The organism is Paraburkholderia sp. Ac-20342 (assembly GCF_017104985.1).
Lineage (GTDB): Bacteria > Pseudomonadota > Gammaproteobacteria > Burkholderiales > Burkholderiaceae > Paraburkholderia.
The window spans coordinates 32,547-56,142 of record NZ_JAAGPQ010000035.1 but is presented as its reverse complement, the minus strand read 5'-3'; the positions used below and the strand labels follow the sequence as shown (position 1 = coordinate 56,142).

The 23,596-nt window shown below is 64.1% G+C and carries 22 protein-coding genes; 5 read left to right on the top strand and 17 right to left on the bottom strand.

The window, feature by feature from the left end:
• Positions 1 to 70 precede the first annotated feature (70 nt).
• The 4 genes from pilQ to pilM are packed head-to-tail and all read right to left on the bottom strand — an operon-like array spanning position 71 to position 4,558.
• Positions 71 to 1,798 carry a type IV pilus secretin PilQ gene (gene pilQ, locus G3N58_RS16630; RefSeq protein ID WP_241017138.1) on the bottom strand — a complete coding sequence of 576 codons (1,728 nt, stop codon included), beginning with the start codon at positions 1,796 to 1,798 and terminating at the stop codon, positions 71 to 73.
• Positions 1,799 to 1,821: 23 nt separating this feature from the next.
• Positions 1,822 to 2,769, bottom strand: coding sequence for a hypothetical protein (locus G3N58_RS16625; protein WP_205999652.1), 948 nt, complete (start codon positions 2,767 to 2,769; stop codon positions 1,822 to 1,824).
• Complete coding sequence (locus G3N58_RS16620; RefSeq protein ID WP_241017137.1) at positions 2,766 to 3,566, bottom strand: fimbrial assembly protein; 801 nt, start codon at positions 3,564 to 3,566, stop codon at positions 2,766 to 2,768. The genes G3N58_RS16625 and G3N58_RS16620 overlap by 4 nt, the downstream gene beginning before the upstream one ends.
• Entirely contained in the window at positions 3,563 to 4,558 is a 996-nt protein-coding gene (pilM, locus tag G3N58_RS16615; protein ID WP_167045486.1) for a pilus assembly protein PilM, read from the bottom strand. Before pilM ends, G3N58_RS16620 begins: the two co-directional genes overlap by 4 nt.
• A 269-nt stretch (positions 4,559 to 4,827) precedes the next feature.
• On the opposite strand from pilM, the gene G3N58_RS16610 reads away from it, so the two are divergent.
• Positions 4,828 to 7,242 carry a penicillin-binding protein 1A gene (locus tag G3N58_RS16610; RefSeq protein ID WP_205999651.1) on the top strand — a complete coding sequence of 805 codons (2,415 nt, stop codon included), beginning with the start codon at positions 4,828 to 4,830 and terminating at the stop codon, positions 7,240 to 7,242.
• A 114-nt stretch (positions 7,243 to 7,356) separates the two neighbouring features.
• On the opposite strand, the gene cyaY is transcribed toward G3N58_RS16610, so the two are convergent.
• On the bottom strand, positions 7,357 to 7,677 hold the full coding sequence (cyaY, locus tag G3N58_RS16605) for an iron donor protein CyaY (RefSeq protein ID WP_167045480.1): 321 nt from the start codon (positions 7,675 to 7,677) through the stop codon (positions 7,357 to 7,359).
• Between the two features lie 35 nt (positions 7,678 to 7,712).
• Between cyaY and G3N58_RS16600 the strand changes: the two genes are divergently transcribed.
• Both G3N58_RS16600 and lysA read left to right on the top strand, forming a co-directional pair.
• Entirely contained in the window at positions 7,713 to 8,057 is a 345-nt protein-coding gene (locus G3N58_RS16600) for a lipoprotein (protein ID WP_167045477.1), read from the top strand.
• A 9-nt stretch (positions 8,058 to 8,066) separates the two neighbouring features.
• Complete coding sequence (gene lysA, locus G3N58_RS16595; protein WP_167284476.1) at positions 8,067 to 9,329, top strand: diaminopimelate decarboxylase; 1,263 nt, start codon at positions 8,067 to 8,069, stop codon at positions 9,327 to 9,329.
• A 173-nt stretch (positions 9,330 to 9,502) separates the two neighbouring features.
• Here the strand turns inward: lysA and msrQ are convergent, their stop codons facing one another.
• From msrQ to G3N58_RS16570, 5 genes are all read right to left on the bottom strand, one after another.
• Positions 9,503 to 10,216: a protein-methionine-sulfoxide reductase heme-binding subunit MsrQ gene (gene msrQ, locus G3N58_RS16590; RefSeq protein ID WP_205988804.1), complete on the bottom strand. Its 714-nt coding sequence runs from the start codon at positions 10,214 to 10,216 to the stop codon at positions 9,503 to 9,505.
• A 16-nt stretch (positions 10,217 to 10,232) separates the two neighbouring features.
• Positions 10,233 to 11,228 (bottom strand): protein-methionine-sulfoxide reductase catalytic subunit MsrP, encoded by a 996-nt coding sequence (gene msrP, locus G3N58_RS16585; protein ID WP_167045468.1) that lies wholly within the window; start codon positions 11,226 to 11,228, stop codon positions 10,233 to 10,235.
• Positions 11,229 to 11,457: 229 nt separating this feature from the next.
• Positions 11,458 to 12,681, bottom strand: a complete 1,224-nt coding sequence (ccsB, locus tag G3N58_RS16580; protein ID WP_205999650.1) for a c-type cytochrome biogenesis protein CcsB — start codon at positions 12,679 to 12,681, stop codon at positions 11,458 to 11,460.
• Between the two features lie 4 nt (positions 12,682 to 12,685).
• Complete coding sequence (locus G3N58_RS16575) at positions 12,686 to 14,890, bottom strand: cytochrome c biogenesis protein ResB (protein WP_167045462.1); 2,205 nt, start codon at positions 14,888 to 14,890, stop codon at positions 12,686 to 12,688.
• A gap of 115 nt (positions 14,891 to 15,005) precedes the next feature.
• Positions 15,006 to 15,659: a c-type cytochrome gene (locus tag G3N58_RS16570; protein ID WP_167045459.1), complete on the bottom strand. Its 654-nt coding sequence runs from the start codon at positions 15,657 to 15,659 to the stop codon at positions 15,006 to 15,008.
• Between the two features lie 220 nt (positions 15,660 to 15,879).
• Between G3N58_RS16570 and yihA the strand changes: the two genes are divergently transcribed.
• The gene (gene yihA / locus G3N58_RS16565; RefSeq protein WP_167045456.1) at positions 15,880 to 16,533 is read left to right on the top strand and encodes a ribosome biogenesis GTP-binding protein YihA/YsxC; all 654 of its coding nucleotides are present in this window, start codon (positions 15,880 to 15,882) and stop codon (positions 16,531 to 16,533) included.
• Between the two features lie 260 nt (positions 16,534 to 16,793).
• Positions 16,794 to 17,792, top strand: a complete 999-nt coding sequence (gene hemB, locus G3N58_RS16560) for a porphobilinogen synthase (protein WP_167045453.1) — start codon at positions 16,794 to 16,796, stop codon at positions 17,790 to 17,792.
• A 153-nt stretch (positions 17,793 to 17,945) separates the two neighbouring features.
• On the opposite strand, the gene dsbD is transcribed toward hemB, so the two are convergent.
• The 7 genes from dsbD to rpsM form a co-directional block, all read right to left on the bottom strand.
• On the bottom strand, positions 17,946 to 19,820 hold the full coding sequence (dsbD, locus tag G3N58_RS16555; protein WP_205999649.1) for a protein-disulfide reductase DsbD: 1,875 nt from the start codon (positions 19,818 to 19,820) through the stop codon (positions 17,946 to 17,948).
• Positions 19,813 to 20,139: a divalent-cation tolerance protein CutA gene (gene cutA / locus G3N58_RS16550; RefSeq protein ID WP_205988803.1), complete on the bottom strand. Its 327-nt coding sequence runs from the start codon at positions 20,137 to 20,139 to the stop codon at positions 19,813 to 19,815. Before cutA ends, dsbD begins: the two co-directional genes overlap by 8 nt.
• A 190-nt stretch (positions 20,140 to 20,329) precedes the next feature.
• Positions 20,330 to 20,722, bottom strand: a complete 393-nt coding sequence (rplQ, locus tag G3N58_RS16545; RefSeq protein ID WP_013589828.1) for a 50S ribosomal protein L17 — start codon at positions 20,720 to 20,722, stop codon at positions 20,330 to 20,332.
• A gap of 183 nt (positions 20,723 to 20,905) precedes the next feature.
• Positions 20,906 to 21,883, bottom strand: coding sequence for a DNA-directed RNA polymerase subunit alpha (gene rpoA / locus G3N58_RS16540; protein ID WP_007730697.1), 978 nt, complete (start codon positions 21,881 to 21,883; stop codon positions 20,906 to 20,908).
• A 124-nt stretch (positions 21,884 to 22,007) separates the two neighbouring features.
• Positions 22,008 to 22,631 carry a 30S ribosomal protein S4 gene (gene rpsD / locus G3N58_RS16535; RefSeq protein WP_167045447.1) on the bottom strand — a complete coding sequence of 208 codons (624 nt, stop codon included), beginning with the start codon at positions 22,629 to 22,631 and terminating at the stop codon, positions 22,008 to 22,010.
• A gap of 148 nt (positions 22,632 to 22,779) precedes the next feature.
• Positions 22,780 to 23,184 carry a 30S ribosomal protein S11 gene (gene rpsK / locus G3N58_RS16530; RefSeq protein WP_006052224.1) on the bottom strand — a complete coding sequence of 135 codons (405 nt, stop codon included), beginning with the start codon at positions 23,182 to 23,184 and terminating at the stop codon, positions 22,780 to 22,782.
• 28 nt (positions 23,185 to 23,212) lie between these two features.
• Positions 23,213 to 23,578, bottom strand: coding sequence for a 30S ribosomal protein S13 (gene rpsM / locus G3N58_RS16525; protein ID WP_006052223.1), 366 nt, complete (start codon positions 23,576 to 23,578; stop codon positions 23,213 to 23,215).
• Between the last annotated feature and the right edge of the window lie 18 nt (positions 23,579 to 23,596).

Here is a 23,596-nt window from a genome sequence, read left to right as displayed (position 1 = left end):
TGGCAAAGCGGCTGCCTTGTCGAGCCTGCGCACCGCCCGTGAACGGCAGCGGTGGCCTGCCTGACACGCCCTAATTTTCGTGAACGACGCTCGGCGTGATGAAAACCGCCAGTTCGCTAAGCGAGTCACGGTGGGCCCGGTTGCGGAAAAGCGCGCCCAGAACCGGTATTTTGCCGAGAAAGGGCACCCGTTCCACGTCGTCCCGGTCGTCGGTCGCGTAAATTCCGCCTATCGACACCGTACCACCGTCCTCGACCTCGACGCGCGTTTGCACGTGCTTGGTGTTGATCGCGGGCCCGGCGTCGGTCTGCTCGCCGACGCTGTCCTTCGCCACGTCGAGATCGAGCACGACGCGGCCGTCCGGCATGATCTGCGGCTCGACTTCCAGTTTCAGCGTGGCCCGGCGAAACTGCACGCCCGACACGCCCTGCCCGACCTTGGCCTGATACGGCAGCTCGGTGCCCTGCTCGACGATCGCCTTCATCCTGTCCGCGGTGACGACCCGCGGGCTCGAGACGATTTTCCCATGCCCCTCGGCCTCGAGCGCGGAGAGTTCGAGATTCAGCAGCCGCGTGGCGTGGGCCGCGAACAACGTGAGGCCCGCGGTGGCGGCATCGAAGCCCGAGACCGGCCGGGCGGACAGATCGAAGACGGTGCCGTCCGCGCCGCCGCCGAGGCCTCTTGCCGTGCCGTCCGCACTCGTGCCCGCGAGCGAGAGCTTCACGCCGAGATTGCGCGAAAAGCCATGGTCGCCCTCCACGATGCGCGCCTCGATCAGCACCTGGCGGGTCGGCCGGTCGACGGCCGCGATCAGCGCCGCGATCTGTTCGAGCCGCCCCGCGAGATCGGTCACGAACAGCAGGTTGGTGCGAGGATCGGCGGTCACGGCACCGCGTTTGGAGAGCACGCGCTGGGTGCCGGAGCCGGTCAGCAGACGCCGCACGTCCTCGGCGTGCGCGTAGTGCAACTGGAACGTGCGGCTCGCGAGCGGTTCGAGATCGGCGGCCCGCGCGTGCGCTTCGAAGCGCTGCCGTTCGCGCGCGGCCAGCTCCGCGGCCGGCGCCACCCAGAGCACGTTGCCGTGTCGTTCCATCGACAGATTGTTGACGTCGAGCAACGTGTCGAACGCGGTGCGCCATGGCACCTTGTCGAGCCGCAGCGAAACGGCGCCGCGCACCTTGTCGCTCGCGACGATGTTCAGGCCGGTGAACTCGGCGAACGCTTTGAGCACGGCGCCGAGTTCCGCGTGCTGGAAATTCAGCGAGATCGGTTTGTCGCCAGCCGGCAGACCGGCGTCGGCGGCAGCGTTCGCTGCGTCGCTCAGGCGCGCGGGCGGCGGCAGCGGGACGGGTGGGCCTTCGAGCGTGCCGCCGGCGGTGTCGTCGCGCGCGGCTGCGGCGGATTGTTTCGGCGACGGGACGGCGCTGCCGGTGCTTGCCGTGCCGTCGGCGGAGTCGCTCAGGGATGCGTTTGGCGCATCGGCCGAGGGCGCGGCCGTTCCGGTAGCGTCCGCATCTTGCGCGGTGTTTTGCGCCGCGCTTTGTGCCGCGTTTTGTGCCGAACCGTCGCGAAACGGATTCGGCACCTCGCCGCCGCCACCGCTTGACAACGGCGCCGTTCCGTATCCCGAATCCGCTGACGAATCCGTATCTTCGAGCGACATATAGGCCGGCAGCGGCGGCAACAATGGCGGTATCGAAGCCTGCGCGAGGTCTGCACCCACCGTGGCGTTGATGCAGAGGCCGAGGCAAAGACCGGCACTGCCGCTCCAGCCGCGCCCGATGCGCGACACGACCATGCCCCATCGCTTCACCCGATTCGTCATGACGCCTCCGTCAACGTGAGCGTGCGTGTCGCCGCGCCGTTCGCGAGCGTGATGCCGAGCGCGTCGAGCCGCGCGACACGCTCGGTGCCAAGCTGCTGCCCGGCCGTGACCGTGGTGGCGCCGTCCGGCGTATCGAGCAGTGCGAGCCCGTGCCCGCGATCGCTGAGCAGGCCGACCAGACGCAACGGTTCGGCATCGTCCGGCGCGCCGCTCGTGTACGTCGGCGGCCGCGCAAACGGATCGAAGAACACAAGCTCCTCGTCGTCTTCATCGGTCTCGTCCGGATCGAGGCTGGCATCGACGCTCACGCCATCGCGCAGCCGAGCCGCGTCGGCCGCCACGGCCGGCCGCAGCGCCTCGAACACGCGCAACGTCGCGCTCACCGCGAGCGCCGTGCTGTCCTGCTTGACGGTCACGTCGACGGGAACGATCAGCACCGGCAATTGCGCGAGCCCATGAAAGAACGCCATCAGATGAACGAAGTCGCTGCGCGCCGTGAGTTGCAAAGGGCGCATGCGTTCGGCGCCGTCGCCGCTCGCGGCACCGGGTTTCACGGAGAGCAACGCCACGCCGTTCTGCGCGGCCAGTTCGGAAACGACGCGCACGTCGTCCGCCGAACCCCATGAGGCAGCAACCGGAGAGACAACCGGCAGCGCGGCCGCCTGGCGACGCAACGACGGCAATTGCGCGAGCGCGCGCCGCGCATCGGCGAGACGCTGCGTGCTGAGCGCGAGCGTCGCTCGGCTCGCGACCAGACCACCAAGATCGGCGGCAATCCAGCCATACGCGCCGAGGCCAAACACGAGCAGCGCAAGCAGCGACGCGACCAGCCAGCGGCGACGCCGGCTCCACGCATCGAGCGGCACCCGCACACGCCTTATCCAGCGCGAAAGATCGAACGAGGCGTACGGCACGCCGCCCGCTTCGAAAAAGGTCGTGCTCATTTTTCACCTCCCGATTTTGCGGACTTCGCCCCGTGCGCCGCCGACGCCCCAGCCAGCAGCGTGTTTTTCGGCGGCGGCTCCCCCCAGCGCAAACGCGCGTCGAACTCGACTGGACCGCTTGCCGTCTTATCCGTCGCCGTATCCGCCGTCTTATTTGCCGCCTTATTTACCGTCTTATCCGTCGCCGCGCCGCCGCGCGTGGCCGGCCGATGCAGGTCGCGCATCTCCGCGCCCTGCACGCCGTGAACCGCCCCGACGCGTTTGAGCCATTCAGCCGACGCAACATGGCTGCGCGACGTCGCGAGCAACTCCGTCTCATACTCGCGCTGGCGCAACTGCCGCAGCACGACGCCGTCGCCGGGTTCGAAACTCAGCACTTCGAGCAGATCGAGCAGGTGCGCGAGCGGCACCGACAGGCTCGTTGCTCGCGCAGCGTCGTTGCGCTGCTCGTCCTGCGCTCGCCGCAGCTTCGCGTGCTCGGCGAGCGGCGCCGCGAGTTGCGCGAGCGCCTGTTCGGCCAACGCACGCCGTGCCTCGAGCCGCGTCTTTTCGACTGCCTGCCAGCCGGCAAATGCAAGTACGCCGGCCGCGCCGACGCTCGCCGCCACCGCCCAGTCGCGCAGACAGCGCCGCCGCGCCAGCCGTGCATTGCGTTGCCGGTAAGGCAGCAGATTGAAACCGCCGAGCCACGGCTTCGCGAAGCGCGTCTCACGCGACGCGACCGGCGGCGTCGGCGGCAGCGATGGGCGCGCCGCCGGCCAGAACGGCAGAAACACAAACGAAAGGCCGCGCATCATTCGATCACCCCGCGCAGCGCGAGCCCGAACGCGACCGCGCCGGCCGGCTCGTACAGCAGTCCGTCGTCGAGCGGCCGCATGCGGCTGCCGAGCAGCGCGCATTCGAATGGCAGCACCGAGCAGCCGAGCACGTCGCCGATATCGGCCATCGAAAAGCCGACGCCATCGAGCAGATCGATCTCGCCGCCGACCAGCGCGCAATCGAACACCGGCCCGCGAACGAGGTCGCGCAGCGCATCCGCGAGATCGGTGTGCTCGGGCGCCGGGTAATGCATCTCGCCCTCGATCGCGCCGTCGACGACACGCCACCCGTACACGCCGTCCGTGCCGATCCACAGCGCCGCATACGGCTCGTGCGCATCGAGTTCCTGATCCGCTGCATAGCGCAGCGCGCGCAACGCCGCATGCGGCTCGCCGTCGATCGCGGTCAGCGAAATGCCCGCGGTCGCCGCGCATTCGATGCGCGCTTCGAGATGCTGGCGAGCGGTCGCCGCGATCGTCACCGAACGCACCGGCGCCGGCGTGTCGTCGACATACCAGTCGACCGCTAGCGCATGCCGCTCGATGCCGGCGATGCGCTCCGCCTCGCCCATTACCGCGGGCGCGAGGCCGGCAAGCGCGGGACCGCCGTCCTCTTCCACGCAATGACTCTGCGCCGCGAGCTGTGCGAGCGGCACCGTGGTCGTGAGCGTCGCCGACGCGGGCACCGCCATCGAACATTGCAGCGCATGCGTCGCGCACAGCCGCGGCAGCCCCGCAAACGCATCGCGCAAGGCGCGCGCGATGGCTTGGCGGTCGGCGATCTCGGTGCCCGCCATCGCGCCAGCCGCCAGCGGCACCGTCTTCACATATTCGAGATGCAGCGCGCCATAGGCGCGCGCACGCTGACTCAGCACGACGAGCCGCACGCTTTGCGAACCGACGTCGATCCCGGCGGCGAAGCGCTGCCGCCCCGACTGCATCGCTTCAAGCCACGAATTTTTATATGCCATCAGGCCCTCCCTCTGACTCACGCGACGAACCATTCGAACGCGAGCAACGAGGGACCATTGTGGAGAGACAGGGCTCCGAGCGACATTCAGCCAAATGGCCAACGTTGCGGCGAGGACGCCCCTCGCGGGATCAAAGCGGCTACAGTGAAGTCATCTCCAGGCACGGCGCGCCGCCGGTTTTCACACTGCTTTCCGGACTATTCGTAAGCATGCCGAAAGCTGAGGAAGCGAGGCGGCTATAATCGCGGGACCGTTTTTTCGATACCCCTATGCAACCCACGTCTCCTACGTCCCCGCCGCCCGCGCCGCCCGCGCCGACAAAGCGCAAACGCCCGTTGTGGCTGAAGCTCGTCTTCGGCTTTGTGGGGCTGATCGCGGCGGGCGTCGTGTGCGTGGCGCTGGTGCTCGGCTATGCGCTCGTGGTCGCCACGCCGAACCTGCCTTCGCTCGATGCGCTGACCGACTATCGTCCGAAAGTGCCGCTGCGCATCTACACGGCCGACCACGTGCTGATCGGCGAATTCGGCGCGGAACGGCGCGACATCGTGCATATCCAGGACGTGCCCGACAGCCTGAAGAACGCGATCCTCGCGATCGAGGACGCGCGCTTCTACGACCACGGCGGCGTCGATCTGACCGGCATCGCGCGCGCGGGCTTCGTCGCGCTGACCAACGGCCACGCGACGCAAGGCGCGAGCACGATCACGATGCAGGTCGCGCGCAACTTCTTCCTCTCCAGCGAGAAAACCTATACGCGCAAGATTTACGAGATGCTGCTCGCGTACAAGATCGAGTCGAAGCTGACGAAGGATCAGATTCTCGAGGTGTACATGAATCAGATCTATCTCGGCCAGCGCGCCTATGGTTTTGCGAGCGCCGCGCGGGTGTACTTCGGCAAGGATCTCAAGGATCTGACGCTCGCCGAATCGGCGATGCTCGCGGGCTTGCCGAAGGCGCCGTCCGCGTATAACCCGGTCGTCAATCCGAAACGCGCGAAGGTGCGGCAGGAGTACATCCTGCAACGCATGTACGAGTTGCGCTACATCACCCAGCAGCAGTACGACGACGCGCGCGGCCAGCCGCTCGTCGTCAAGGGCATGGGCAAGGAGTACAGCGTGCACGCGGAGTACGTCGCGGAAATGGTGCGGCAGATGATGTACGCGCAGTATCGCGAGGAAGCCTACACGCGCGGGCTGAACGTCGTGACCACGATCGACTCGGCCGATCAGGACGTCGCCTATCGCGCGCTGCGCAAGGGGCTGATGGACTACGAACGGCGGCACGGCTATCGCGGGCCGGAGGCGTTCATCGATCTGCCGTCCGATGCGCAGGAGCGCGAACAGGCGATCGACGACGCGCTCGTCGAGCATCCGGACAACGGCGAGATCATCGCGGCCGTCGTCACGGCGGCGAGTCCGAAGCAGGTGCAGGCGACGTTCATCGACGGCAACGTCGCGACGATCCAGGGCGACGGCCTGCGCTATGCGCAGTTCGCGCTCGGCCCGCGCGCGCAGCCGAATCAGCGCATCCGGCCCGGTGCGATCGTGCGGCTCGTGAAGAACGACGACGGCGACTGGTCGATCACGCAATTGCCGCAGGTGGAAGGCGCGTTTATTTCGGTGGTCCCGCAGGACGGCGCGATTCGTGCGCTGGTCGGCGGCTTCGACTTCAACAAGAACAAGTTCAATCACGTCACGCAGGCGTGGCGTCAGCCGGGGTCGAGCTTCAAGCCGTTCATCTATTCGGCGTCGCTCGAAAAGGGACTCGGGCCGGCCACGATCATCAACGACGCGCCGCTCTTTTTCAGCGCCGCCGAAACCGGCGGCCAGGCGTGGGAGCCGAAGAACTACGGCGGCGGCTTCGACGGTCCGATGACGATGCGCACCGCGCTGCAGAAGTCGAAGAACCTCGTGTCGATCCGCATCCTGAACCAGATCGGCACGAAGTACGCGCAGCAGTACATCACGCGCTTCGGCTTCGACGCCGAGCGTCACCCCGCCTATCTGCCGATGGCGCTCGGCGCGGGTCTCGTCACGCCGTTGCAGATGGCGGGCGCGTTCTCGGTGTTCGCCAACGGCGGCTACCGCATCAACCCGTATCTGATCGCCGAAGTCACCGATCAGCGCGGTGTCGTCGTCGCCCATGCGCAGCCGCTCGTGGCCGGACAAAGCGCGCCGTTCGCGATCCAGCCGCGCAACGCCTACGTGATGAACAGTCTGCTGCAAAGCGTCGCGCAGCGCGGCACCGGCGCGAAGAGCAACGCGCTCAAGCGCACCGATCTCGGCGGCAAGACCGGCACGACCAATGATTCGCGCGACGCGTGGTTCGCCGGTTATCAGCACACGCTCACGGCCATCGCATGGATCGGCTACGACAACCCGCGCAGTCTCGGCGACAAGGAAACCGGCGGCGGCCTCGCGCTGCCGGTGTGGATCGAGTACATGGGCCACGCACTGAAGGGCGTGCCCGAGTACAAGATGGCGCGCCCCGATGATGTCAGCGAAATCGGCTCGGAGCTTTATTTCGACGACTTCACGCCGGGGCACGGTTTCGTCGCGACGGTCGGCGTGAGCCAGGCCACGCTCGACGCCGGGGCGAGCGCCGCTTCCGCGGCCTCGGCGGCGCCCGAGCAGGTCGGCGAGCAGGAGAAGCAGGACATCATGAATCTGTTCCGCGGGCATTGAGCCGCGGACACCGAGGCTGCCTCGCGAAGTTGCGTAGAACTCCCGCCGGAAAGCAAAAACCGCCGCGTTCGATAGCTCGATACGCGGCGGTTCTGTTTTGAGAGCGCCTCGGGCTTACTGCGCGGCGATCTGCACCGGCTCGCCGGCCTGCTCGGTCGCGTACTGCGAGAGCGCCGCGAAAAACTCCGCGCCGCTGCGCGTGTCGCGCCATTGCCCATCGACGAAACGGAAGTGAAAACCGCCCGCCTTCGCGGCGATCCAGATCTCGCTCATCGGCGGCTGAAGGTTGACGATGATCTTCGTGCGGTTCTCGAATTCGAGCGTCAGAACGTTGCCGCTGCGCTCGGCTTCGATGTCGGCGCCGATGTCGTCGAGCGCGCTCTCGATGGCGGCCAGCACGGCTTCCGCACGGGTCAGGTAATCACTATCGGACATGCTAAACTCCATCGATTATTCATTCAGGGACAGTCATGCGAGTCGTATCTCGGATGCGCGCGGCGGCACCCGGCCGCGCGATTGTAGCGGTTTTAGCCATTTTCGCAGGTTGCGTGCTCGCCGGTTGCGGTCAACGCGGCTCGCTCTATCTGCCAACCGTGCCGCCCATGCCTGCCCCGCCGGCTCATCGCACGCAAACGCCGGCGCCGGATCAAACGCAACCGGCTAGCGGCAGCGCGGCCGACATGGGCTCGATCCCGGACACCTCGGGCACGCCGCTCACGCTGGCCCCCGAAGATCAGCTTGCCACGCCGCCCGCTTCGGCGGCTTCCGCTCCCGCCGTGCCGCTGCCCGCCTCTGCCGCTCCTTCCGTTCAATAAGACTTTCGCATGACTCGATCCGCATTTGACTACGTCGACGGCATATTGCACGCCGAAGACGTGTCCGCCGTTTCCCTCGCCGAGCAGTTCGGCACGCCGCTCTACGTTTATTCACGCGCCGCGCTCACCGCCACATGGAACGCCTACGCAGGCGCCTGCGCCGGACGCCGCGCGAGCGTGCACGTGGCCGTCAAGGCCAACAGCAATCTCGCGGTGCTGAACGTGTTCGCGCGCCTCGGCGCGGGCTTCGACATCGTCTCGGGCGGCGAACTGGCGCGCGTGCTGGCGGCGGGCGGCAAAGCGGAAAACACCGTGTTTTCGGGCGTCGGCAAGCAGGCGGGCGAAATGCGCGACGCGCTCGCGGCCGGCGTCAAATGCTTCAACGTCGAATCGATTCCCGAGCTCGACCGCCTCAACACGGTGGCCGGCGAAATGGGCAAGAAAGCGCCGGTGTCGCTGCGCGTGAATCCCGACGTCGACGCGAAAACGCATCCGTATATTTCCACCGGACTCAAGAGCAACAAGTTCGGCGTCGCCTTCGAAGACGCGCGCGCCACGTACCGGGCGGCCGCGGCGATGGCGAACCTCGAGGTGGTCGGCATCGACTGCCATATCGGCTCGCAGATCACCGAAGTCGCGCCGTATCTCGACGCGATCGACAAACTGCTGGACCTCGTCGAGCAGATCGAGCAGGACGGCGTGACGATTCGCCATATCGACGTGGGCGGCGGTCTCGGCATCACCTACGACGACGAAACGCCGCCGGAAATCGGCATGTTCGTGCGCACGGTGCTCGATCGCATCGAAGCACGCGGCCACGGCCATCGCGAAGTGTATTTCGAGCCGGGCCGCTCGCTGGTCGGTAATGCGGGCGTGCTGCTCACGCGTCTCGAATTCCTGAAGCCGGGCGCGGACAAGAACTTCGCGATCGTCGACGCGGCGATGACCGATCTCGCGCGCCCCGCGATGTACGAGGCGTATCACGCGATCGACCCCGTCGTGAAGCGTGACGTGCCCGCGCAGGTGTACGACGTGGTCGGCCCGGTCTGCGAAAGCGGCGACTGGCTCGGCCGAGAACGGTTGCTCGCTGTCGAGCCGGGCGACCTGCTCGCGATCCGCTCGGCCGGCGCGTACGGCTTCGTGATGAGCTCGAACTACAACACGCGTGCACGCGCCGCCGAAGTGATGGTGGATGGTACACAGGCGCATGTGGTTCGCGCGCGTGAAGAGGTGCAGCAGCTGTTTGCGGGTGAGGCGATTTTGCCGGAGTAAACATCGATAAGCATCGGTCAGCATCGAGGAACGTCGAGCGCCGCACTGAAACCCGCGCGGGCCTCGACTCTTCGTGCAAGCAGCAAAAAGCAAAAAGGCGATGCCACTACGGTATCGCCTTTTTGCTATTGAACGCTATCGCCACCCAAGCAGCGTAAACCGAGCGCCCGCCGTCACCGTCGCCGCGTTTTCAGACTCCGCTCGCGCAGCCACACCACCAGACGCCAGCCGAGCAGCGCGATCATGATCGCGCCGTAAATCTTCGGCAGCAGCAGATCGTGCTTGCCGGCCTTCATCCACCAGAAGTGCAGGATCGCGAGCACGCCGATCGCGTAGATCGCGCGATGCAGCGTCTGCCAGCGACGCCCGAGCTTGCGCACCATCGCGCGCGGCGAGGTGGCCGCGAGCGCGATCAGCAGCACGAACGCCGCGAAGCCCACCGTGATGAACGGCCGCTTGCCGATGTCCTTCAGAATCGCCGCGAGATCGAACCACTTGTCGAACCAGAGGTAGGTGGTGAAATGCAGCGCCGCGTAGAAGAACGCATAAAGACCGAGCATGCGCCGCAAGCGCAGCAACGCGGCGACACCGGTGAGGCGGCGCAGCGGCGTCACCGCCAGCGTGATGCAGAGGAACACGAGCGTCCACAGGCCCGTCGAGCGTGTGATGAACTCGATCGGATTCGCGCCGAGCCGGTCGGTCATGCCGAACAGCACGATGCGCGCGAGCGGATACAGCGCCGCGATGAACACCGCGACCTTGGCCGGCACGATCCAGCGCGCGCCGCCCACGGGCCGCTGCGCCGCCGACGCTTTCGCTCGCGCGGCCGAGGTCGCCCCTTGCGTCGCGGGTTCGTTCCGGGTGACGGATTGCGTGTCGGAAGTCATCGTCATCGCCGTCGCCTCAGAAATTCTTCTTCAGGTCCATGCCCTGATAGAGCGATGCGACCTGATCGCCGTAGCCGTTGAACATCAGCGTCTTGCGCTTCGGCGTGAAAAAACCGTCCTCGCCGATGCGCCGTTCGGTCGCCTGGCTCCAGCGCGGATGATCGACGTTCGGATTCACGTTCGAATAAAAGCCGTATTCGTTCGACGCATACGTGTTCCAGCTGGTCGGCGGCTGCTTCTCGACGAAACGGATTTTCACGAGCGACTTCGCGCTCTTGAAGCCGTACTTCCATGGCACCACAACACGCACCGGCGCGCCGTTCTGGTTCGGCAGCACCTGGCCGTAGACGCCCATCGTCAGCAGCGTCAGCGGATGCATCGCTTCGTCCATGCGCAGGCCTTCGGAATAGGGCCAGTCGAGCACGGGTGTCGACAACCCCGGCATCTGCGACGGATCGGCGAGCGTGATGAACTGCACGTACTTCGCGTTGCCGGTCGGCTCGACGCGTTTGATCAGTTCCGACAGCGACACGCCGATCCACGGAATCACCATCGACCAGCCTTCGACGCAACGCAGCCGGTACACGCGTTCCTCGAGCGGCGCGAGCTTCAGCAATTCGTCGATGTCGTACACCTTCGGGTTCTTGATCGCCCCCTCGACGCTCACCTTCCACGGGTGCGGACGCAACGTGCCCGCGTTCTGCGCGGGATCGGATTTGTCGGTGCCGAACTCGTAGAAGTTGTTGTAGGTCGTGATGTCCTTGTACGGCGTGATCTTGTCCAGCGCGACGAACTTCGTGTTCGTTTTCGCCGCGAGTTTCTGCGCCTTCGGGTCCGGTGACGAGTACGTCGCAAGTGCCTCTCCGCTCACGCCGATCAGGCTGCCGAGCGCCATCGCGCCCGCCGCCTGCAGGATGCGCCGCCGGTTCTCGAAGACATGCCGCGGCGTGATTTCGCTGCGCGCGATGTCATCGCCGGTCAGTTGAATGCTGTCGCTTCGCTTGATCCACATGGTGCTGCTCCTTGCTGCCCCGCCGCGTCGCGCGCGTCGCAGGGCCGTATTGATGATCGCCCGTTCGGGGGCATCTGTCATCCGCGGTATTGACGCCAATCCCCGCGCCGGTACTGGCGCAGGCACTCGAACGGCAAACGTCTGGATGCAGCGGATATTCCGTCCGCCATGAAAAAACCGCCGGTGACCAGGCACTCGGCGGTTTTTAGTCGGTGCAGCGCGGCCGATCTTACAGCTTGCCGTAACTATGCAAGCCCGACAGGAACATGTTCACGCCGAGGAACGCGAACGTCGTGACCAGCAGGCCGGTCAGCGCCCACCATGCGGCCACCGCGCCGCGCAGGCCTTTCATCAGACGCATATGCAGCCACGCCGCGTAGTTCAGCCAGACGATCAGCGCCCACGTTTCCTTCGGGTCCCAGCTCCAGTAGCCGCCCCACGCTTCGGCGGCCCATAGCGCGCCGAGAATCGTCGCGATCGTGAAGAACGCGAAACCGACCGCGATCGACTTGTACATCACGTCGTCGAGCACCTCGAGCTCGGGCAGACGATCCGCGAGTATGCCGCGTTCCTTCGCCAGATACGCGACGCCGACCATCGCCGACAGCGCGAAGCTGCCGTAGCCGATGAAGTTCGCCGGCACGTGAATCTTCATCCACCAGCTTTGCAGCGCCGGCACGAGCGGCTGGATCTGCTGCGCATCGCGTGCGACCGAATACCACATCAGGAAGCCGACCGCCGCGCTGATTACGAGCAGCACGAATGCGCCGAGCGCACGCGTGTTGTAGTGCTGCTCGTAGTACAGATAGAACAGCGCCGTAATCAGGCTGAACAGCACGAACACTTCATAGAGGTTCGAGATCGGAATATGGCCGACATCCGCGCCGATCAGGTACGACTCGTACCAGCGCACCATCATGCCGACGAAGCCCATCAGCACAGCCGCCCACGTCATTTTCGAGCCGATCGCGGCGCCGGTCGGCGAGCGCGACAGCAGCGCGATCCAGTAGAACACGGTCGCAAATACGAACAGCGCGCTCATCCACAGGATCGCGGACTGGCTCGACAGGAAGTATTTGAGGAAGAACGCGTCGTCGGCGCGGCTCAGATCGCCGTGATAGATCTGGATTGCGAACAGCGACAGCGCGGCGATCCCCACCATCAGCGGACGCACCGGCTTCCAGCGCCAGCCGAGCACGACGAAAACCGGCACCGAGCACACCAGCACCAGTTTGTCGTAGTAGTTCATGAACGGGTGATAGCGCGACAGCGCGAACCCGGCGCCGCCGACGAGCACCAGCGCGAACAGCCAGTCGACGATACCGAGCCGTTTCAGGAACGGCCGTTCGTCGTAGTACGGAAGCTGTTCGGGCGTGCCGCCCGCGAACGCCTTGTCGGCACGCGCGGCGGAAGCGGGAGAAGAAGCGGATGAGGAAACGTGAGTCAAGTCCATGATCTTACCGGGTCGAATCCTGTGAGCTTGGCGCGCCGGCCTGAGCGGACGGGCCGGCGTCGGCTGCTGCGCTGAGTTTCGCGCCCAGTGCGGCGCCAACGGCGTCGCGCGTCTGGACGAACTCCTTTTCGAAGTCGAGCGTCTTGCGCGCACTCGACATCGCCATCACGACGTTCGTGCCGTGCTCGGTATCCTTGAGCCAGAACCACAGACGCCGTTCGCGGACATAGAACATCGAAAAGATGCCCAACACGAGAAGCAGGCTGCCAAGATACACGACTTTTTTGCCAGGCGCGCGCGTCAACTGAAATACCGAAGCTTGCACCTGCTTGAATGAGTCAAGCTGCAAATAGACGGGCGATCCATACAGAAAGCTGTCGGATATCGCGTTGAGCGAACTCTGGATGAAGCGGCTCGAGTCCGCGTTGGCCGGCGCGGCGGGCTCGCCGAGTTGCTGGCGCGACAGTTGCCACAAGTCCCACGTCACGCCTTCGAGCATGCGCAGCAGCAGGCCCGCAGCCTTTTCCTGCTCGCCCTTCGGCACCGAATGGTCGATAAAACCGGCGATCGCCTGGAAACCGCCGGGCGTTTCGCCATTCGGCATCTTCAGGCTGCTGTCGGCGCCCGCAAAAAGGGTCAGCACGCGCAGCGCGCTTTCCTCGAGATGTTGCTGCAGTTCGGCATTCGAGCCCGGCACCGAGCGCTGCGCGAACTGGTGCGCGGCCGTGGCGCGTTTCGCGGGGTCTTCGAGCGTCGCGCGCAGGCCCATCCACTCCTTGAGCGTGCCGCCGCTGTCGGCCGGAATGCGCAGGTAGCGGAACGGGTCGTCGGGGTTCAGGCGCATGCCGGCGAGGAACATCTTTTCGCCGTTCACGTCGACCGGCAGCATGTAATTGTTGTACTCGCGCGCCTGGCCATCCTTGCCGCGAATCTTGTACTGCACCGACGGGCCGACGTTGTGCAGATCGAGCGGCTTCGAGGTCTTCGCGCCGGAGCCGAGGCGCTCGTCGAACGCTTCCTTCAGCGAGTGATGCGCGGCGACGCCGCGCGCGTCGTTCTGGCCGCTGCCGTTCGAGATGTTTTCGACGTTGATCGCGCGGAAGTCGGTGAACTCGACGGTCTGCCCATCCGCGAGCGGCGTGGCCGTGCTCAGCGGCGCGCTGCCGCCGATCGTGCCGCCGAACGGCGCGGTCTTCGCGCTCGGACCCGACATCGGGTAGGCGGTCATCTGCATCTGCGAGCCGCCGTCCTGGAAGCTCGACTGGTAAATCGACACGCCGTCGTATTCGAACGGCTTGTTGACCTCGACGCGCGCCGGCACGCGCGCGCCGGTCTTGTGATCGATCACGACGATGTCGCTTGCGAACAGCTTCGGCATGCCGGTCGAGTAGTAATCGACGATGAACTTGTTCAGCTCGATCGAAAACGGCAGGTCCTGGATCAGCGAGCCGTTGGGCTGGTTCAGGATCGCCGTCGACACGTGCTGCCCTTCGGGGACCCACGCGTAGCCGCGGAACGTCGGGTTCGATTGCGACAGCCGATGCTCGGGCGGAATCTCGTTGATGACCGTGTTCGAGTTGATCGGCGACTTGTCGAACAGCCACATCTGCAGCTTGATCGGCAGGTTGCTGTCGAGCAGGCCGCCGAGGCAGATCACGACGATCGCGAGGTGCGCGGAAATGTAGCCGAACTTCGTCAGCGCGCCGCGCTTCGCGGCGATCAGCGTCGCGCCTTCCGACTCGCGCGTGACGAACTTGTAGCCGAGTTTCGCCGAGAGCCTGGCGAGCACCGCCGAGGTCTGCGCGCGCGTGCCGTGCACCGCGAACTCGCCCTTGTGATGAAACGCACGCAGGCTGCCTTCGCGGACCTTGTCCTTCCAGCTCTTCGCGTCGGCGAGCATCTTCGGCGCATTGCGGATCACGCACAGCGACACCGACACCATCAGGAAGCCGAGAATCAGCATGAACCACCACGAGCTGTACACCGTGTAAAGGCTCAGCGCGCGGAAGATGTCCGCCCAGAACGGGCCGAACTGGTTGACGTAGTTGGGATACGGATCGTCCTGCGTGAGGACAGTGCCGATGATGCTGGCGATCGACAGAATCACGAGCAGTGCAATGGCGAAACGCATCGAGCTCAGAAGCTCGACGGTACTGCGCAAGACGCGATTGCTCGACTTCGACTGCAGACCCGACGTGGTGACGCTCATTCAAACTCCGACTGAACAGCAAAAAAGGGTGCAGGGCTATCGTAGAGACGACACCCTCACCCTTTTCTTGTTTTTACCGGCCTCGCCGAGCCGGTTGCATTCCGCGTGCGGATTCCTAATGCAAGCCCGCGATGTAATCGGCGACGGCCTTGATCTCGTTGTCCGACAAACGCGATGCTATCGCATGCATCGCGTCGTTGTTATTACGCGCGCCCGGCCCTTGGGCAAACGCGGTCAACTGCGCCACCGAGTACTCGGCCCACTGTCCCGACAAATGCGGGAACTGCGACGGGATGCCTTGACCGGTGGGACCATGGCAGCTTGCGCAGGCCGGCACGCCCCGGTCGGCGATGCCGCCGCGATAAATCTGCTGACCGAGTGCGACAGTGTTCTTGTTATGCGCATAGCCGGGCTTCGGCGTCTGCGTCGAGAAGTAGGCCGCGACGTTGACCATGTCCTGATCGGACAGCGCCGCAGCCATGCCCGCCATGATCGCATTGTTGCGCGCGGGCTGCCTGGCGCCCGGCTGCGTCTTGAAATCTCTGAGCTGCTTGACGAGATACTCAGGATGCTGGCCCGCCAGCTTCGGATAGGCACCACCGGCGCTGTTGCCGTCTGCCCCGTGGCATGACGCGCAGACCTGCATGGCGATTGCCTGCCCCCGATTGACGTCCGGTTTCGCCGGATCTGCTGCTCGTGCCTGAATTGCCAAACCTGAAAGACCTGCCGCTACGTGAAGCACCATCAGAGTCTTGCACAGTCGATTCATTCGCACACCCTGTCTCGTCTTGTGGGATTTTAGAGGTTCTGCAAAGTACGACGACGGCGACCGAGTGACCGCCAGGAGCCCCCAAGGCACGTGGGGCGGCCCCGTCAGGTTTTCAGTAAACCATCGTATTGTACAATAACTCGCTAATCGCTTAGACGCCAGTCGGGCTTGACCCCGTTCCCGCTGCGAGTTCCGCGGCGTCTTCCATCTGGCCTCCACCATGCCCTTCCTGCTCCACGAATCCCGTTTCTTCACTACCGTCAATCATCTGCGCGATCTGCCCGCAACCGCGCAGCCCGAAATCGCTTTTGCCGGACGCTCGAACGCGGGCAAATCGACCGCGATCAATGTGCTCTGCAATCAGAAGCGGCTCGCGTTCGCGAGTAAGACGCCCGGCCGCACGCAGCACATCAACTATTTTTCGGTAGGCAAGGTGGACGAACTGACGGGCTATCTCGTCGACCTGCCCGGCTACGGCTATGCGGAAGTGCCGGGGGCGGCGAAGGCGCACTGGGAAGCGCTGCTGTCCACCTATCTGCAATCGCGCTCGCAGTTGCGCGGCATGATCCTGATGATGGACTCGCGCCGGCCGCTGACGGAGCTGGACCGGCGCATGATCGAGTGGTTCGCGCCGACCGGCAAGCCGATCCACACGCTGCTGACCAAATGCGACAAATTGACGCGCCAGGAAAGCACGAACGCGTTGCGCACCGCCCAGAAGGGATTGGCCGAATACCGCGCCGCCGGCTATCGCGGTGAACTGAGCGCGCAACTGTTCTCGGCGCTCAAGCGCACCGGGCTCGATGAGGCGCATGCGCTGATCGAAAGCTGGCTGATTCCCGAGGCGGCGGCCGATACGCAGACCGCCGAATGAATGCCAACCGGCACCGGAAACCATGAAATGGCGGCTAAGACCGCACTTTCCGGCCGCCCATAAAAAAACCCGCCGCTTGAACGGCGGGTTAAACAGCCTAATCGAAAAAACGACAGGCACCCGCTCAGGGAGGAGAAGCGGGGAGGTCAGCGCAAGGCGCCTTGCTCGATCGGTATGATATACCATTGTCTCGAAAAGTTTCCGGGAGCGGAGGCAGGCGCTACGTGTCCACTCCACCCATCCACGATCCTCGATTCGATATGAGCTTCTATCCTCACCACCGTCCGCGCCGCATGCGCCATGACGACTTCTCGCGTCGCATGATGCGCGAAAACATCCTCACCACCAACGATCTGATCTACCCCGTCTTCATCGTCGAAGGCACGAATGTGCGTCAGGCCGTGCCGTCGATGCCGGGCGTCGAGCGTGTATCGGTCGACCTGCTGATGGGCGTCGCCGAGCAATGCGTCGAGCTGGGCGTGCCGGTCCTGTCGCTGTTTCCCGCGATCGAGCCGTCGCTGAAGACGCCCGATGGCCGCGAGGCGGCCAACCCTGCCGGCCTGATTCCGCGCGCCGTCCGCGAGCTGAAAAAGAATTTCCCCGATCTCGGCGTGCTCACCGACGTCGCACTCGATCCGTACACGAGTCACGGCCAGGACGGCGTGCTCGACGAAGCCGGCTATGTGATCAACGACGATACCGTCGAGATCCTCGTCGAACAGGCGCGCGCGCAGGCTGAGGCCGGCGTCGACATCGTCGCGCCGTCGGACATGATGGACGGCCGCATCGGCGCGATCCGCGAGATGCTCGAGAGCGAGAACCACATCCACACGCGCATCATGGCTTACGCGGCGAAGTACGCTTCGGCGTTCTACGGCCCGTTCCGCGACGCCGTCGGTTCGGCGACGAACCTCGGCAAGAGCAACAAGATGACGTACCAGATGGACCCGGCCAATTCGAACGAGGCGCTGCGCGAAGTGCAGGCGGACATCAACGAAGGCGCGGATATGGTGATGGTCAAGCCGGGCATGCCGTATCTCGACATCGTGCGCCGCGTGAAGGACGAGTTCCAGTTCCCGACCTACGTGTATCAGGTAAGCGGCGAATACGCGATGCTGAAGGCCGCCGCGCAGAACGGCTGGCTCGATCACGACAAGGTGATGATGGAATCGCTGCTCGCGTTCAAGCGGGCTGGTGCGGACGGCGTGCTGACGTATTTCGCGCTCGATGCCGCGCGAATTTTGCGTTCGCAGAAGTAGGCCGCAGCGCGCAGTAGCTTGAGCGCGATTTAGCGCTCGCCTGTTGGTTGATGCAACGAAGAACGGCGGCAGACCGCGTGGTCGAGCCGCCGTTTTTTATGCAGGTCTTCTTCAGGCGATGCGGCGCAGGAGCGCCACCTGCGGCACACCCCACTACACGCCGGCCGGCTTCACCCGATCCAGCGTGCGAAGAAATTTATCCGCCGACTCGTAGCCGACAACCCGCAGTACTTCCTTGCCGCCCGGGTCGAAGAAAATGATGCCCGGCGGCCCGAACAGATCGAAGCGCTTGAGCAGCGCCTGATCGTCGGTATTGTTCGCGGTGACATCGGCGCGCAGCAGCTTCATCTGCTTCAGTTTTGCCTGGACGCGCGGGTCGCTGAAGGTGAACTTCTCCATTTCCTTGCAGCTCACACACCAGTCCGCGTAGAAATCGAGCATGGCGGGCTGTGCGGCGGTTTTGACGGCCTGGTCGAGTTGATCCGACGAACGTACCGGCGCGAACGTCAAATCGCTCTGTGGCGCCGCACCAGTGGAATCGGGCCCATTGGCGGCAGTCGCCTCGACGCCGCCGCGCGCCGCGAGGACCGCGAGCGGCCGCAGTGGGTCCGACGATCCCGCCGCCAGACCGACCAGCAATGTCGCCGCCCATACGGCCATCACCACCCCGACCGCGCGGCCGAGCCGGCGCCATACCGATCCGCCGGCGATCGGCGCTGAAAAAAGCCCGAGCGCGGCCGCCGCGATCAGCAGCCAGAGTGCGCTCAACAGCATGGTCGCGGCCGCGCCCAGCACCGGCCAAACGATCCACAGCGCGGCAGCGAGCAGCACGACGCCGAAGAACACCTTCACGCCGTCCATCCACGCACCCGCGCGCGGCAGGAACGTGCCTGCGCCGAGACCGAGGATCAGCAGCGGCACGCCGAGCCCGATACCCATCGAGAACAGCGCGGCACCGCCGAGCACGGCGTTGCCGGTATGCGCGATAAACGCGAGCACGGCAAAGAGCGGAGCAGTCATGCACGCGCCGACCACCAGCGCGGAAAGCGCACCCATCACAGCGACAGCGGTAAATTTGCCGCCCGAGCGTCCCGCCGACGCGCTCGACATGCGATCCCGCCAGCGCGCCGGCAGTTCGATGTCGACACCGGAGATCAACAGCAGCGCGAAAATCGTCAGCAACACGCCGAACGCGCCGAGCACCCACGGGTTCTGCAACCACGCGCCGAGACTCTGCCCAACGAGTGCCGCCGCGACGCCGAGCGCGGTGTACACGAGCGCCATGCCGACCACATAGGCGAGCGACAGCGCGAAACCGCGTCCACGCGTGACTCGTGCGCCTTCACCGATGATGATCGCCGACAGGATAGGGATCATCGGATACGAACACGGCAACAGGCTCAGAATCGCGCCGGCCACGAAATACAGCCCGACGATCGCGAAGAAGCCGCCGCGCTGCAGCAGCGACTGGGCATAGTCGGCGCTGGTGGCGCGCTCATACCAGGGCTCGTCATCCGCCGTGGATTGCTGGGTGGCCACGGCGGGCGCCCCGCTGCCAGCAGGCTGCAAAGCCGCGCCGCTCACGTGATACACGCGCTCCATCGGCGGATAACAAATGCCGGCGTCGGCACAACCTTGCGACGTCACCGCCAGATCGAATGGGCCCGTGGCCTGTTTGACCGGAATGCGGATCGTCAACTCGTTACGATAGGTTTCGACGTTCTTGTTGAACGTCTGATCGAACTTGACGTGACCCGCCGGCAATTGCGGCTCACCGAGCGTGACCGTGCCGTTTCGGGTCGCGAATGCAAAGCGCTCGCGGTACATGTAGTAGCCGTCCGCGATCTTGTATGTCACGTCGACTTCGCCGGGCTGCTCGGTCGCGCTGAATTTGAATGCGACGGCGGGGTCGAGAAAGTCGTCTGCGGCACAGGCAGGCGTGGCGAATTGCGCGAGCATCGCGCAGCCGAGCAGGAAGAATACGACGCGCAGGACATCTCGCGCACGTCGGTCGAGACCGTTAAACATGGAGAGTACGTTGGGTTTCAGCAGTGATCCACTGGCCGTACGCGGCCGATGCCGTCGCTTGCCAGCAAAGGATCTCCGGCGTGTCGTAGGGATGGTGAGCCTGGATGTACTGCTCGAGTTCGGGCGCGCGTGCCAGGCTGGTCTTGAACAGCAACTGGATTTCCTCGGCAGTCTCGACTGCACCCTGCCAGTGATAACTCGACTGCACGCTGCCGAGTTGCGTCACGCACGCACAAAGACGGGCGGCGAGCGCCTCCGCAGCGAGCTTCTGAGCGACGGCCGCATCCGGCACAGTCGTCAGCATCAAGGTCACATTCACACTCACAAAAAACTCCGGCGAAGCGCGATTCAGACCCATATCGTATCACCGGGTCCTTCCGCCCCGCAGATCGCTGCCCGCTGCATTTGGCCGCTGCCGAGGCGCTGTTTGCGTGTGGCGATCAGGAGTCAGGCGTGGAAAACAAAAAAGCCAGGCTAGGTGCCTGGCTTTTTCTCAAAGCTAAAAAAGCTTATTCAGCTTCTTGCACTTCAACTTCTTCAACTTCCGGACGGTCGAGCAGTTCGACCAGTGCCATCGGTGCGTTATCGCCAACGCGGAAGCCGAACTTCAGGACGCGCAGGTAGCCGCCCGGACGATTTGCGTAGCGCGGACCGAGCACGTCGAACAGCTTCGTGACCGAGTCACGATCGCGCAGGCGGTTGAACGCGAGACGACGGTTTGCCAGCGACGGCTTCTTGCCGAGCGTGATCAGCGGCTCGACGACTTTACGGAGTTCTTTTGCTTTCGGCAGCGTGGTCTTGATGACTTCGTGCTCGATCAGCGAGTTGGACATGTTACGGAGCATTGCCAGACGGTGGCTGCTCGTGCGGTTCAGTTTCCGCAGACCATGACGGTGACGCATGTTAATTCCTTCAGTTCAAAGTTTTGGTCCAGCTCTTCTATCGCGCTCGTTTCGCTGCATCGACATGCAGGCGGTGAGAGTGCACGGGCCGGTAGTGAAAAAAGACAAGACGCGGATTTTAAAGGAAAATCCGCGTCTTTGCCAGTACAGTACAGCGGAACGACTCGCGGGCTACACCCGAAATTACTTGTCGAGACCAGCCGGCGGCCAGTTTTCGAGCTTCATACCGAGCGTCAGACCACGCGACGCCAGAACTTCCTTGATTTCGTTCAGCGACTTGCGGCCAAGGTTCGGCGTCTTGAGCAGCTCGTTTTCCGTGCGCTGGATCAGGTCGCCGATATAGTAGATGTTCTCGGCCTTCAGGCAGTTCGCGGAACGAACTGTCAGTTCGAGGTCATCGACCGGACGCAGCAGGATCGGATCGATCTGCGGTGCGCGCGACGGCGCTTCAGCCGCAGCTTCCGTACCTTCCAGAGCCGCGAACACCGACAGTTGATCGACCAGAATGCGAGCCGATTGACGGATCGCTTCTTCCGGCGAAATCACACCGTTGGTTTCGATGTTCATCACGAGCTTGTCGAGGTCGGTACGCTGCTCGACGCGAGCGCTTTCGACCGCGTAGCTCACGCGGCGAACCGGCGAGAACGACGCGTCCAGCACGATACGGCCGATGATCTTGGCCGACTCTTCGCCGTAACGACGCACGTTGCCCGGCACATAGCCGCGGCCCTTTTCGACCTTGATCTGCACGTCGAGCTTGCCGCCCTTCGACAGGTGCGCAATCACGTGATCCGGGTTGATGACTTCGCAATCGTGTGCGAGTTCGATATCACCGGCAGTGACCACGCCTTCGCCTTCCTTGCGCAGCGTAACCGTCACTTCGTCACGGTTATGCAGCTTGAAGACGACACCCTTCAGGTTCAACAACAGGTTGACCACATCCTCTTGCACACCGTCGAGCGTCGAATACTCATGCACGACGCCTGCGATCGTCACTTCGGTCGGCGCGTAGCCCACCATCGACGACAGCAGTACGCGCCGAAGCGCGTTACCCAAGGTGTGGCCATAACCGCGTTCAAACGGTTCCATGACCACTTTCGCGTGGCTCTCGCCAAGCGATTCAACTGCGATGATCTTGGGCTTCAACAAACTGGTTTGCATAGGTTTTCCTTTTCAATACCCTCGGCTCGTTACACCGATAAGGCTGACCGGTAACAACCTGAAAATAAACAGCCGAGACGGCCCCTTGCACAACGCAATCGGGCCGCCCCGGCAGTCAATCCGATTACCGCGAATACAATTCGACGATCAGGCTTTCGTTGATGTCGCCAGCGATGTCGCTGCGTTCCGGCTTCTGCTTGAAGGTACCTTCGAACTTCTTCGCGTCGACCGCGACCCAGCTCGGCATACCGCCTTGCTCAGCGAGCGACAGGGCTTCGATGATACGAGCCTGCTTGCGCTTCTGTTCGCGCACGGCGACGATGTCGCCAGCCTTCACTTGCATCGACGGGATGTTCGTCACGACGCCGTTCACTGTGATCGCCTTGTGGCCCACGAGCTGACGTGCTTCAGCGCGCGTCGAGCCGAAACCCATGCGATACACGACGTTGTCCAGACGCGACTCGAGCAGTTGCAGCAGGTTTTCACCCGTGTTGCCCTTCAGGCGATCTGCTTCAGCGAAGTAGCGGCGGAACTGGCGCTCGAGCACACCGTAAATGCGCTTCACTTTTTGCTTTTCGCGAAGCTGCGTACCGTAGTCGGACGTACGTGCGCCCGAGGTGCGGCCGTGCTGACCAGGCTTGCTGTCAAGCTTGCACTTGTCGGCGAGCGAGCGGCGGGCGCTCTTCAGGAAGAGGTCGGTGCCTTCACGGCGAGACAGCTTGGCCTTAGGGCCGATATAACGTGCCACGTTGATTCCTTCTGTGAATAATCACGCGAATGTATCCACTCACGCTAGTCCGAACCCTTTGGGTCGAACGGTGGGCTTAGTCAATTCAGTAACGCGCGCAGCCCGCCGCCGCGCAAAGCGGCAACAGGCGCTCGCAAAAACCAGCGTCTTAGATACGACGACGCTTCGGCGGACGGCAGCCGTTGTGCGGGACCGGCGTCACGTCGGAGATCGCGGTGATCTTGATACCAAGACCATGCAGCGCGCGCACCGCCGATTCACGGCCAGGACCAGGGCCCTTGATCCGCACTTCGAGGTTCTTCACGCCGTATTCCATCGCCACGCGGCCAGCCGATTCAGCTGCAACCTGAGCTGCAAACGGGGTCGACTTACGCGAACCCTTGAAGCCCTGACCACCCGACGTTGCCCAAGCAAGCGCGTTGCCTTGACGGTCGGTGATCGTGATGATGGTGTTGTTGAACGACGCGTGAACGTGAACCACGCCCTCGGCGACGTTCTTCTTGACCTTCTTGCGAACGCGTTGCGCCGCGGAGTTGTTCGAAGCCTTAGCCATTACGTTTTCCTGTAACTGTCAGTTCCGCTTACTTCTTCAGCGACTGCGCTGCACGACGCGGCCCCTTGCGCGTACGGGCATTCGTACGCGTACGCTGGCCGCGCAAGGGAAGACCCTTACGATGCCGCACGCCACGATAGCAGCCGAGATCCATCAAGCGCTTGATGTTCATCGTCGTTTCACGACGCAGATCACCTTCGACGATGAACTTGCCGACTTCTTCACGCAGCTTTTCGAGGTCTGCGTCGTTCAGGTCTTTGACCTTCTTCGAAAATGCCACACCAGCAGCGACGCAAATGTCGCGCGAGCGCGTGCGGCCGATACCGTAAATAGCCGTCAGGCCGATTTCGGTATGCTGGTGATTCGGGATGTTAACCCCTGCGATACGAGCCATTGTTTTTCCTCAAACAAA